We start from the raw sequence: 12,823 nt of genomic DNA, 5'->3' as shown, positions 1-12,823 counted from the left end.
TGCTTGGCGGAGCCATTTGTTCAGGGTGCCTTCATGGATCCCGAAGTCCTTGGCGATCTGTCCGATCGTCGTCTTGGAATCCCTGGTCTGGACGATGCGGATGACGTCGTCGCGGAATTCTTTCGGGTAGGGCTGTGGCATGGTGTCAATCCTTCCAGACTTGCCTTCAAACAAGCCAGATTAGATGTCACCTAACCCTGCATCAGTCCCCGCCCATCCGGTGACCGGAGCATCAGTAGTCAGTCCCGCTGTCAGCCAAGACGTCCTCTCGGTCATGGCAACCACCGGAATGTACGAAGCGAGCGGGGACTGGCTCTACGAGATCGGCATGCCAGGAAAGAGCGGGGTCGCCGGCGGCATCGTCACAATCGCACCGGGCAAAGGAAGCCTTGCCACATTCTCTCCGCCCCTCGACGCGGCCGGGAACAGTGTGCGCGGAATTCACGCGACTGCCCATCTCTCCCGAAAGCTTGGTCTCAACCTCTTCTCCTCGACACCGCGAAAGCGAGGCTGAACAAGGAGCGCCAGCGACGCCCTTGTCATCAGCGAACTCTCACGGATGCTGACCCGAGCGCAGCGGACAGGAGGCATGTACGAGGTGGTGTTAAATGACACGACCACACAAGCACGAACTTTCAGGAAACGACAGTTTCCGCCTCGGAAACGGCAGCGGCCTCTTCGAGCGCAACGGCCAAATACCGTGCCGAAGCGCTCTCAGACGATGAAGAGACCTCTGCCGGAGTGCCGGTCGCAACAACCTGTCCACCGTTGTCCCCGGCACCCGGGCCGAGATCGATGACGTGATCAGCCTCGGCGATCACGCGCATGTCGAGCTCGACCATGACAACTGTGTTCCCAGCGTCGACGAGCGTTTGCATGTGAGTGACGAGCCTGTCCGCATCAGCACAGTGCAATCCTGAGGTGGGCTCATCGAGAACGTAGAGCGTGTCCCCGCGTTGGGCCCGCTGGAGCTCGCTGGCAAGCTTGACTCGCTGGGCCTCACCGCCGGAAAGCTCAGTTGCCGGTTGGCCGAGACGCAGGTAACCGAGTCCGACGTCGAGGAGCGCGGTGAGTGAGCGCATGATGTCAAACTCTCCGTTGAAGAATTCGTGCGCCTCCTCGACACTCATAGCAAGGATCTGCGCGATATTGCGTCCGTGCCAGAGGATCTCGAGTGTGCTCGACTGGTAGCGGGTGCCATGACAATCCGGGCACTCTGTGTAAACGGAGGGGAGGAAGAGCAGCTCAACCATGACTGATCCCTCTCCCTCGCAGGTCGGGCAACGGCCGCCGGCGACGTTGAATGAGAATCTTCCGGGTTTGTAACCGCGTGCATGAGCTTCCGGGGTCTCGGCGAATCGGCGTCGTACGTGGTCGAACAGGCCGGTGTACGTTGCGACGTTCGACCGAGGTGTGCGTCCGATCGGCTTCTGGTCGATGCTTACTACTCGGCGGACTTCAGTGAGGTCTCCCGCGACAGAACCCTTGAGCTCTTCAGATTCATCGGAAAGCAGCATTTCATCGCCGTCGGGCACTGGCTCATCAGTTTGAATGGGGCGTCCGAGATGCTCGCTGACCATGGTTGGGAGAACTTGGCTGACGAGACTGGATTTGCCTGACCCCGACACACCTGTGACTGCTGTGAACGCTCGTAACGGGATCTCGACTGAGATGTTCCGCAGGTTGTTGCGTGCGATATTCTCAAGACGCAACCATCCTTGTGGCTTCCTTGGCTTATGAAGGGGGAGCCCGCTGCCGCCGAAGAGGTAGCCTCGAGTGGCGGATTCCTCGATTTCGGCCAGCCCTTCGGTCGGGCCGCTGTAGATGACACGCCCTCCGCGTTCACCTGCGGCGGGCCCGATGTCGACAAGCCAATCCGCGTGGTGCATCACGTCGACGGAGTGCTCGACGATGAAGAGGCTGTTACCGCGTTCTTTGAGCCCGTCGAGGACGTCCAACAGTGCACTGACATCTTGCGGGTGGAGCCCGGCGGAGGGTTCGTCCAACACGTACACGACGCCGAAGAGTTCGGAGGTCAGCTGGGTTGCCAAACGCAGACGCTGAAGTTCTCCGCCTGAGAGCGTCGGGGTCGTGCGATCCAACGACAGATAGCCCAGACCGAGATCAATGATCGGACGAATGCGATCGATGAGTCCGGATCCTAAGCGGACGGTTGCCGCCAGTTTCTCGACCGACTGGTTCGGAGTTCGGCGGACATCAGGGGCCGTAGAATGGGCCGACCCTCCGGCTGCCACGCGCTGTTCATCCGCTTCGCGACGCAGGGCCTCTTCGAGTGCCTCACCCGATGAGCGAGACCCGTCATCGGCATCGTTAGTTGCGTCTCCAGCCTCGGCGACTGCGGCTTCGATCAACGACATGAGCTCATGCAAGGGCAACTGTGAAAAGTCGGCAATGTCGAGCCCCTCGAATGTTACCGAAAGCGCCTCTGACTTCAACCGTTTGCCATGGCATGCGGGACACGGGGCCGCTGTGAGAAACTCAGCGACACGGCGTTTCATCGACCCGCTCTTCGTATTCGCGAACGTGTCAAGCACATAGCGTCGCGCTCCTACGAAGGTTCCGGAGTAGGTGGGCTCGATGCCGGCGGCTATGGCTTCACGTGCTTCAGCAAGGGTGAGTCGGGAGTGAACGGGGACGTAAGGCGTCTCCTCCGTGTACAGGATCCAGTCGCGGTCATTCTTCGCGAGGTCTTTCCACGGAACGTCGACGTCGTAGCCAAGCGCAACGAGGACATCTCTCAGTTGGTGACCATGCCAAGCCGTGGGATATGAGGCGATTGCGCGTTCTCGGATCGTCAGTGTCGGATCGGGGACCATCTTGTCCTCCGGCACGTCATAGACGCGTCCGATCCCGTGGCATTCCGGGCAGGCGCCCTGGACCGTGTTGGTCGAGAAGTCCTCTGCATAGAGCATCGGCTGCCCATCCGGATATTGACCCGCGCGGGAGTACATCATGCGAACCAGGCTAGAGAGCGTCGTGATGCTTCCGACCGTTGACCGGGTGCTGCGCCCGCCGCGTTGTTGCTGCAATGCCACCGCGGGCGGCATTCCGGTGATGGAATCGACGTCGGGGACTCCCGCCTGGTCGATGAGGCGCCTCGCATACGGTGCAACCGATTCTAAGTAGCGTCGCTGGGACTCCGCATATAGGGTGCCGAACGCCAGCGAGGACTTGCCTGAGCCGGAGACGCCGGTGAAGACCACCATGGCATCACGCGGTACTGTCAGCTCGATGTCTTTGAGGTTGTGCTCGCGGGCGCCGCGCACTCGAACGTCCGGTTGAATAAAAGCTGAGTTTTCACCAGTCGGTGTGGAAGGCGAGTTCATGAGCCAACGATATCAGCGCATGGGCTACGTAATGTGGTCAGTAAAAGCCGTGCCTGACAACAGGCACGTCACGACTCATTTTTGGCACTCCTGGCAGTCGCCCCAATCTTCTCAGATGGAGGCTTCCTGGGTTCGTATGCCGCGCCTGCTGGATTCGAGCGCCGCAGTCAACGTCCGGGCGTCATAGTCGCCCAACAGGCGCCGACCTTCGACGAAGAAGGTTGGGGTGGCGTGAGCTCCGCTGGCCTCGGCACTCACGAGATCGCGGTTGACTCGTTCTGCGACAGCCTCGCTGTCTATGTCTTGTATGAAGCGATCGACGTTCAGCCCGAGTTCTTCCGCATAGCCTATGAGGTGCTTCCGCTCGAGCGCGTCCTGGTGTGTGAATACGAGGTCGAGCCATCGCCAGAACTCGCCTTGGATCGCAGCTGCTTCAGATGCTTTTGCAGCCAATGGCCCGTGTGGGTGGTGGGGAAGATGTCGCACGACGTAACGAAGATCGTCGCCGAACTGCGCGCGCAGATCTTCCCAGGAGCCAGTGGCGTGTGCACAGTACTCGCACTCGAAGTCGACATATTCGACCAGTGTCAGCTTGGCGTCCTCCGGGCCGCGGATGTGATCAACTTCGGGATCGACCGGAGGCTCGAGCACCATCGGCAGATCCGCGGTTTCTTCACCCCACCGCTTAGCGGCGATCTTGAAGATCAGCCAGCCCAGAGCGACGGCGAGCACCATGGCGACCAGGACACCCACAGTCGCCTGTCGACCGAGATCGGTCGTCGAGCCGAATGCGAGTCCGATGACGAGCAGTGAGACGGTGAATCCGATGCCCGACAACGCGGCACCGCCGAAGACGCTGCCCATTCCCACACCTTCTGGGGGACGGCCAAGGCCCAGCCTGACTGCCAGAAGAGTTGCAATGCCGATGCCGAGGAACTTGCCGAGCACAAGCCCGGCAATGACTCCCCACGTTACGGACGAACTGAAGGAATCGGCGAGCAGTCCACCCCTAAGGTCGACGCCGGCATTGGCGAGGGCAAAGATCGGCACGACAAGCAGTGCGGTGGGATGGCGAAGGATTTCGTGCATTCTCTCGTTCACCGAAATCCCCCGGGCCAGGCCACGGTTGACACCGCGTGCCGAGGCGGCACTGGGAGACTGCCAAAAGTCACGGAAAAGCTGGCGGGCAGCGACTACCTCGTGGCGCTGAGTGGGGTAGGCGGGGATCAGCAGACCGGCGATCATTCCCGCGAGTGAAGCATGCACCCCAGAAGAGACTGTGGCGAACCACAGAATGATCACGATGATCACATAAGGTGCCGCATTCCACTGCCGTGAACGGCCGAGCGCCCACAAACAGATGAGGCAGGCGAGAGCGATCAGCAAGGGAACAAGCTTGATCTCATCGCTATAGACAATGCCGATGATCGATACTGCCAGGAAGTCATCGACCACTGTGAGTGTGAGGAGGAAGACGCGTAACTGACCTGACAGTCGCGGACCCACTATTGCGAGTGCGCCAAGCATGAACGCCGTATCAGTTCCGACGACAGCGCCCCATCCGCCAAGTCCGTTACCTCCGGACATGCTGACGACAAGCACGTACACGAGAGCCGGCAGGGCGACACCCGCGACTCCGGCTATCAAAGCGAGTTGAGCACGACTGCGATCACGTAATGATCCGTGCGCGAATTCCTGTCGCACTTCCAAACCGACAACAAAGAAAAAGATCACCATGAGGCCGTCGTTGATCCAATGGTGCAGATCCATATGCATGCCGACAGGGCCGACGTCGAAACCGACGTCCTGATGCCAGAGTTGGAAATAGCTTTCCGACAACGGCGAGTTCGCCCACACGAGCGCCATCAGTGTGACGAGCGTCAGAAGCATCGCCGATCCGGACTCTGTTCGTAGGCTGCGTGCGATTTGACCGAGACCTGGCCGACGGGCCGTCGAGTTCTGCATGCGGGAAGTCTACCGAAGGGAGAACTCAAGCTGGTAAGAGTGAAGATCCTGGAGTTGTTCGCTATGGGCGAGGTATTGGGGCTGCACAGGTGGTGTCAATCAAAACGAGACGACTCGCGGGGTTGCGCATTGGTTGAGGGACTACGCGAACGGCCAATTGCGGACCCTGATGGTTGCGTCAGTGACAAAGAAGAATCCGCCGAACTGACCTCACCACAATCTGCGAACCGGCAGAAATTCTCACAGCTATGAGCGCCGATTACGGTAACCATTGTCATGAGATACATTCGGATAGTTTGCGTAATCAATAGGCCGATGGGACTGATGCAAGGATCGGTGACAGCGGGAGTAGAGGTCCATGGCCACTGTCAGCTCGGTGTTCAACCAGCGGCCGGTGATTGGTTCCATGGCGAAGACATCCAGGCGAATGGTGTCTAGAACAACGTACTGTCCGGGACGATCTGCTCTTAGCCTCCCCATATGCCCTTGGGGACGTTCCGCTACAGACCGTCTCTGCTTCGCAGCTCCGAAGGTGTAGCGACCTTTATCTAGCTCGTGCAGACGACGATAGGCAGCCGCGCGGGTGGGCTCAACACCGTCCGGATATCGCTGAAGATAAAGGGCATTGGCCTTTCTGATGACCATCCCCATTGTTGGATTCGACAACCTGGTGAAACTATCGAGGACTTCGATGCACGCCTGATCCCATTCCGGAGCAATCGACCGTCGTTTGGGCTTGAGCAGCCGTGCATCAACGAGACCAGAGAGTCCGTGCCGGGTGTATCTTTCTGCTCGGCGCCTGACTGAACGGGCAGATATTCCAAGTTGCTCACCTGCAGCCGTGCATCGTTCCTGGAACGACTCATCATTTGCTACAATGACGACCTGTTCGTAGACGCGTGCTTCGGACTCTATTTGGCGTCGTTGTTTCGGGGTGAGACTTGCTATAACAACAGCATCCGAGCTTTCACCGGAGTCTTCACCATCTCGATCTTCGTCGAGTGGTTGAGCGATTCCGGCTAGCGCCGGAGCATGGACCCTCTTGAACTGTTCCGCCGAACGCAGTGTCACCGCGAAACCATCAAGCTCGACGATTGTCCAAGCTGTTCCTTGGTACCAGAGTCGGGATCCGACAGAGACATCTAGAACTGTCGTGCTCATAGCTGTTCCTGTTCCGAAGGTTGAAGAACCGACTCTGTGCTCAACGGCCGATCCAAATCGACTCCGACAGCGCCAGACCAGATCAGGGAAAGGACAGCGACATACCAGTCGTCCTTGTTGAGACTTCGTGGTCGGCTGTTCAAGATGTCGCTCAGGGAAATTGGAATCTCCGCCCGAGAAGATCTCGTAGTGCCAACCCTTCTCTTCACAGAGAGCTCTGGTCCATTCAAACTGCTTTCGCACCGACGGTTCGTCAAGTAGATGCTGTGGCTTGACGTCGACGAGAGTGACGCGTTGATCGGCGTGAGTCAACAAGATATCGGGGACGTGGGTTCGCTGCGCATTGTCTGATTGTTCAGCGAGCTGGAACGGCTGTGTGCAGATTCCAATCACTGTCTGGTCGAAGTCGGCTAACCAGAGATGATCCAACTCGAGAAGACTTTCGTAAACCAACTGTCGGCGGTTCGTCGAGGACCAGAACAACCCCGGATAATTCTTCTGATCACGAAAAGTCGGCGGGATCCGGATGGGATGGCCCTGGACAACAAGGTCCGCGCGGGCACGAGCCCACGTCGTGGCGACCTCGTCACCACCGGACGTGCAGTATCGGAACGCTACGTTGCGAACGACCATATCCTCATGGTCCTCGATTGACAGGTGCGCGAGAAATTTGACACGCCATGGCCAAGAAAGTGAGAAAGTGACAACTTAATCGAGAACCTACAACAGGTCTTTTCCGAGAAACTTTCGTCTATCGGAATAAAATCTCCCTCAGCAAAGTTGAGTCTGGTGTACGCAACTTTGATGAGGCCGACTTGACGGTCGGAACCTCGAAGAGAATACTTGAGTCCGGTTGGCTCAATGTGTGCGGTCGAGTGGTTCTGACTCAAGAACCGGGGCCGCCCGATCGCACGCATTCGAGTCGAGAGTACTCACGATATGTAAGGAGAAACGTTATGGCACGTGCAGTTGGAATCGACCTCGGAACCACGAACTCCGTCGTCACAGTCCTCGAAGGCGGTGACCCTAAGGTCATCGCGAACGCGGAAGGTGGTCGCACGACCCCGTCCGTCGTTGCTGTCAACAAGAACGGCGACTCCCTGGTCGGCGAAATCGCCAAGCGCCAGGCCGTCACAAACATCAAGAACACCGTCGCTTCGGTCAAGCGCCACATGGGCACCGACTGGTCCACCGAGATCGGCGGCAAGAAGATGTCCGCTCCGGAGATCTCCGCCCGTATCCTGCAGAAGCTCAAGCACGATGCTGAGGAATACCTGCAGGAGAAGGTGACCGACGCGGTCATCACCGTCCCCGCATACTTCAACGATGCTGAGCGCCAGGCCACGAAGGACGCCGGCGAGATCGCCGGACTCAACGTCTCGCGCATCATCAACGAGCCGACCGCTGCTGCTCTGGCCTACGGCCTCGAGCGCGGCAAGGAAGACGAGCTCATCCTCGTCTTCGACCTCGGCGGCGGCACGTTCGACGTCTCCCTGCTGGAAGTCGGCAAGGACGAAGACGACTTCTCCACGATTCAGGTCCGTGCGACCTCGGGCGACAACCGCCTCGGCGGCGACGACTGGGATCAGCGCATCGTCGACTGGCTCGTCGGTGAGGTCAAGAACGGCTACGGCGTCGACCTGAGCAAGGACGCGACAGCGATCCAGCGTCTCAAGGAAGCCTCGGAGCAGGCCAAGAAGGAACTCTCCTCGGCCACCAGCACCAACATCTCGCTGCAGTACCTGTCGATGAGCGAGAACGGACCCATCCACCTGGATGAGACCCTGACCCGCGCGAAGTTCGAGGACCTGACCAAGGACCTGCTCGAGCGCACTAAGGCTCCGTTCCACGCAGTCATGAAGGACGCCGGCGTCTCCGTCTCGGAGATCGACCACGTCGTCCTCGTCGGCGGTTCGACCCGTATGCCGGCCGTCTCCACCGTCGTCACCGAACTCACCGGAGGCAAGGAGCCCAACAAGGGCGTCAACCCCGATGAGGTCGTCGCGATCGGTGCTGCTGTGCAGGCCGGTGTGCTCGTGGGTGAGCGCAAGGACGTTCTGCTCATCGACGTCACCCCGCTCTCGCTCGGACTTGAGACCAAGGGCGGCGTGATGACGAAGCTCATCGAGCGCAACACCCCGATCCCGACCAAGCGTTCGGAGACCTTCACCACCGCAGACGACAACCAGCCGTCCGTGTCGATCCAGGTCTTCCAGGGGGAGCGCGAGTTCACTCGCGACAACAAGAACCTGGGCACCTTCGAGCTGACCGGCATCGCTCCGGCTCCTCGCGGCGTGCCGCAGATCGAGGTCGCCTTCGACATCGACGCCAACGGCATCGTCCACGTGTCGGCCACCGACAAGGGCACCGGCACAGAGCAGTCGATGACGATCACCGGCGGATCCGCGCTTCCCAAAGAAGACATCGACCGCATGGTCCGCGAGGCTGAAGAGCACGCAGACGAGGACAAGAAGCGCCGTGAGGCCGCCGACGTCCGCAACAATGCTGAGAATCTCGCTTACCAGACCGAGAAGCTGCTCACCGACAACGAGGACAAGCTGCCTGAAGAGGTCAAGACCGAGATCACCTCGGACGTCGACGCTCTCAAGGAAGCGCTCAAGGGTGAAGACGACGACGCAGTGAAGTCGGCCTACGACAAGCTCGTCGCCAACCAGCAGAAGATCGGCGAAGCCATCTACAACCAGCAGGGTGGTGCCGAAGGCGCCGCCGGTGCTGAGGGTGGCGAGGGCGCTGCCGATTCCAGCGCAGACGACGATGTCGTCGACGCCGAGGTTGTCGACGATGAGGACGAGGAGAAGAAGTAATGACTACCGAGGGCAACGATCAGTCGTCCGAGGAGCCAGGCTTCACCTTCAGCGACAAGCGCCGGATCGATCCGGACACCGGTGAGCTCCGCCCAGAGACCGACGCGCCGTCGGCCTCGGCGGAGGCCGGTGAGCCCACTCCCGCAGGCGCCGGCGAGGGACAGGCCTCCGGTGGCGGACAGGGCGCCGACGAGGACCTGGCCGATGCCAGCGACCTCGGCGTGGACATTCCTGCCGACGCTTCGACGCTCAACGACACTGAGGCAGCAGCTGACGGCGCCGCCGAACCTGAACCGGGTTCGGAGGCTGCAGCTCACCTGGCCGATCTCAAGCGCATCAACGCCGAGTACGCCGCTTACCGCATGCGGGCCGATCGCGAACGCGAGCGGGCTGCCATCGGAGGCACGATCAAGACCATCGAGGCCATGATCCCCGTACTCGACGAGGTGAGGCTGGCGCAGGAGAACGGCGATGTTTCGGGGCCTTTCGAGACTCACGTGAACAAGCTGATCGAATCGCTGAAGAAGGTCGGCGTCGAACAGTACGGTGAAGTCGGCGACGAGTTCGACCCGGCACTGCACGAGGCACTCATGCAGCAGCCGTCCGACGAAGTCGAGACAACGACGGTCTTCGTGGTCATGCAGCCGGGCTACCGCTTGGGTGATCGCATCATCCGCGCGGCACGCGTCGGCGTGCAGCAGCCGGAGGACTGAGAAACCAACCTCGCCGAGGTGGCCCACCGTCCCCAGCGTCAGTTCTCTGACGCTGGGGGCCGGGAACCACCTCGGCGGCGGTCCGGATCTTCCGGGATCGAGATCCCGGGGGCTGCGGATTGTGAGGAGACAATTGAATCCACTGACGACACGATCTCTGAACGCAGCGCCAGTGCCGATTGGCAGTGGCACGATGAATGACACAGGGAAGAAAGGAGGTGCCAGGTGAATACCGGACCTCAGAACGACTGGTTTGAGAAGGACTTCTACAAGACCCTCGGCGTCTCCAAGGATGCTTCCGAAGCAGACATCAAGAAGGCCTATCGCAAGCTGGCACGCAAGTATCACCCGGATGCCAATCCCGGTGATCCCAAGGCTGAAGACAAGTTCAAGGAACTCGGCCAGGCCCACCAGGTGCTGGCCGACAAGGAATCCCGCGAACAGTACGACCAGGTCAAGGCCATGGGCGGCGGCGCACGATTCAGCGCCGGCCAGGGCGGACCTTCCGGTGGAGGCGGCGCAGGATTCGACGATGTGTTCTCCGACCTCTTCGGCGGACGCGGTCGTTCGCGAGCCCGCACAACCTACGGCGGGGGCGGCGACGTACCTCCCGACCTCGCTGACCTGCTCAACGGCTTCGGCGGCGGTGCCGGTGGCTACGGTGGAGGATATGGCGGCGGTTACTCGCCGCCGGTCAAGGGCGGCGACATCAAGTCGAACACCACTCTGTCGTTCACCGAGGCGATCAACGGTGCTTCGGTCAAGCTGAATATGCCGGGAGGAAAGCCGCTGACCGTGCGGACTCCCATCGGAGTCAAGGACGGGCAGAGGATCCGCCTCGCAGGCAAGGGCAAGACCAGCCCGAACGGCGGAGAGACCGGCGACGTGATCCTCACGGTCCACGTCAAGGCTCACCCCGTGTTCACTCGTGACGGCGACAACCTGCGGATGGATCTGCCGGTCAGCTTCGACGAGGCGGCTCTCGGTGCCGAGGTCAAGGTGCCGGTTCTCGACGGCCTGCCCGTCACGGTCAAGATCGCACCAGGAACTCCTTCGGGACGGACGCTGCGCGTGCGCGGCAAGGGTGTGAAATCGAAGAAGGGCACTGGCGATCTGCTGGTGACCGTCGAAATCGTAGTTCCGCAGAACCTGTCGAAGGATGCCAAGGCCGCAGTCGAATCGTTCAAGTCAGCGACTGAGGACGAGGACCCGCGCTCCGGGCTCATCGACAAGGCCAAGGCCAGTTGAGGCGGTGAAGCACAATGCATATTTCTTCGAGTGCAGCGGTGTACGTCATCTCGGTGGCGGCCGATCTTGCGGGAATGCACCCGCAGACGCTGCGGCAGTACGATCGCTTGGGACTCGTCACTCCTGAACGCACTGCGGGCAGGGGCCGGCGGTATTCCGGGCGGGACATCGCAAAGCTGCGGCTGATCCAACAGCTCTCGCAGGACGAGGGTGTGAACCTGGTCGGCATCAAGAAGATCATCGAGTTGCAGAACCAGGTCGAAGCGCTCACGGGTCGCAATCACGAGCTCGAGAAGGAAGTCCGGTCGCGCATGTCCGCGAAGGAACGCGAAGCCCGCGTCTTCGCGGCAGGAGCCGCCGGCGATGTCGTCTCGATCTCGCGGGGCAGGCGCCCACAGGGGAAGCCCGAACCGGGAGCTGTCGTGCTCTACAACAAGTACCTGCGGCGTTGAACGTCTGAGGGCGGAGGGTGCACAGGGCACTTTCGCTCGTTGCCGTCGTCGTAGGCGTTCGCCACCGTTGAACTGGACGCCATGCGTGCTGTGCCAGACTGTCGTCTATGGACGAGACTGACAAGATCAAACGTGCTGCGGACTCGGCGGACGACGCCGCCCAGGAAGCTGCGGACAGCAAGTGGTTCGAGCGGGTCGCGCGAGCCGGGTTCGTCGCGAACGGAATCGTGCACATCATCCTTGGAGCCACCGCGGTTGCGGTGGGGTTCGGCCGCGGCGGCGAGGCAGACCAATCGGGTGCGATCCAGCAGATGGCGGCACAGCCGTTCGGAATGGTGCTGATTGTCCTGTGCCTGATCGGCTGCGGGCTGATGGCCCTGTGGTGCGTGTTCAACGCCTTCTTCGGTTCGGCTTCTCTGCGTGGAGCCGGAACAAATGACCCTCAGCATCGGCAGGGTCGCCGCAGATGGGTCGAATTCGTCAAGACGATCGGTTCCGCTGTCGCCTATGCTGCAGTTGCGCTGACATTCTCGCAGTACATCATCGGTGGCGGTTCTGACTCGGGCAAGACCAGTTCTCAAGCGTCGACGACCTTGGCGAAGGCCCCTGGTGGCTTGTACATCCTCGCGGCGATCGGGGCGGTGATCGTCATGATCGGCATCGGCTTCTGCATCAGCGGGATTCGCGGCAGGTGGAAGAACGATCTGAGAATGCCCCGGAAGCGTGCGATGCGCCTGCTGCTGATCGCCACCGGCGTCATCGGATATCTGGGTAAGGGGGCGACGCTGCTGGCAGTGGGAGCTCTTGTCGTCGTTTCAGCGATGACCGGCGATCCCGAAGAATTCACTGGAATCGACGGCGCTCTCAAAGCAATGCGCGACCAGCCGTTCGGCACTGTGCTCATGCTCGCTGTGGGAGCTGGACTTGTGCTCTACGGAGTCTTCCTCAGTCTGCGTTCGAGGTACGACCGAATGGATTGAACGACCGGATGGATTGAGGGCTCGGATGGATTGAGGGCTCAGGCCGAAGAGTGCTTCGTTGTGCCCTTCCTCGTTGCAGGGCAGAAGGTTGCCCAGCGGAACCTCCAGCCGCGTGAATGTGAGAAGAGTGCG

The 12,823-nt window shown here is 60.6% G+C and carries 9 protein-coding genes and 1 pseudogene; 7 read left to right on the top strand and 3 right to left on the bottom strand.

What is annotated here, in order from left to right:
- Positions 1 to 214: 214 nt before the first annotated feature.
- Positions 215 to 514: pseudogene (locus MPN20_RS16360) on the top strand (glutaminase); the annotation flags it as partial.
- A 121-nt stretch (positions 515 to 635) separates the two neighbouring features.
- On the opposite strand, the gene MPN20_RS16355 reads toward MPN20_RS16360, so the two are convergent.
- From MPN20_RS16355 to MPN20_RS16345, 3 genes are all read right to left on the bottom strand, one after another.
- The gene (locus tag MPN20_RS16355) at positions 636 to 3,347 is read right to left on the bottom strand and encodes an excinuclease ABC subunit UvrA (protein ID WP_242783863.1); all 2,712 of its coding nucleotides are present in this window, start codon (positions 3,345 to 3,347) and stop codon (positions 636 to 638) included.
- A 111-nt stretch (positions 3,348 to 3,458) separates the two neighbouring features.
- Entirely contained in the window at positions 3,459 to 5,312 is a 1,854-nt protein-coding gene (nhaA, locus tag MPN20_RS16350; RefSeq protein ID WP_242783862.1) for a Na+/H+ antiporter NhaA, read from the bottom strand.
- A 246-nt stretch (positions 5,313 to 5,558) separates the two neighbouring features.
- Complete coding sequence (locus MPN20_RS16345; protein ID WP_242783859.1) at positions 5,559 to 6,473, bottom strand: hypothetical protein; 915 nt, start codon at positions 6,471 to 6,473, stop codon at positions 5,559 to 5,561.
- Positions 6,474 to 7,004: 531 nt separating this feature from the next.
- Here MPN20_RS16345 and MPN20_RS17430 point away from each other — a divergent pair.
- The 6 genes from MPN20_RS17430 (at position 7,005) to MPN20_RS16320 (ending at position 12,691) form a co-directional block, all read left to right on the top strand.
- Positions 7,005 to 7,127 carry a hypothetical protein gene (locus MPN20_RS17430; protein WP_264298702.1) on the top strand — a complete coding sequence of 41 codons (123 nt, stop codon included), beginning with the start codon at positions 7,005 to 7,007 and terminating at the stop codon, positions 7,125 to 7,127.
- 302 nt (positions 7,128 to 7,429) lie between these two features.
- Positions 7,430 to 9,298 (top strand): molecular chaperone DnaK, encoded by a 1,869-nt coding sequence (dnaK, locus tag MPN20_RS16340; RefSeq protein WP_242783857.1) that lies wholly within the window; start codon positions 7,430 to 7,432, stop codon positions 9,296 to 9,298.
- A complete protein-coding gene (locus MPN20_RS16335) occupies positions 9,298 to 10,011 on the top strand; it encodes a nucleotide exchange factor GrpE (protein WP_242783855.1) in 714 nt (237 codons plus the stop codon). The genes dnaK and MPN20_RS16335 overlap by 1 nt, the downstream gene beginning before the upstream one ends.
- A 225-nt stretch (positions 10,012 to 10,236) precedes the next feature.
- Positions 10,237 to 11,259: a DnaJ C-terminal domain-containing protein gene (locus tag MPN20_RS16330; protein WP_242783853.1), complete on the top strand. Its 1,023-nt coding sequence runs from the start codon at positions 10,237 to 10,239 to the stop codon at positions 11,257 to 11,259.
- A 14-nt stretch (positions 11,260 to 11,273) separates the two neighbouring features.
- Positions 11,274 to 11,711: a helix-turn-helix transcriptional regulator gene (locus tag MPN20_RS16325; RefSeq protein WP_242783851.1), complete on the top strand. Its 438-nt coding sequence runs from the start codon at positions 11,274 to 11,276 to the stop codon at positions 11,709 to 11,711.
- Between the two features lie 107 nt (positions 11,712 to 11,818).
- Positions 11,819 to 12,691, top strand: a complete 873-nt coding sequence (locus tag MPN20_RS16320; protein ID WP_242783849.1) for a DUF1206 domain-containing protein — start codon at positions 11,819 to 11,821, stop codon at positions 12,689 to 12,691.
- The last annotated feature ends 132 nt before the right edge of the window (positions 12,692 to 12,823 follow it).

This window comes from Brevibacterium sp. ZH18 (assembly GCF_022748595.1).
GTDB lineage: Bacteria > Actinomycetota > Actinomycetes > Actinomycetales > Brevibacteriaceae > Brevibacterium.
This window is presented reverse-complemented; position numbering and strand designations above follow the sequence as displayed.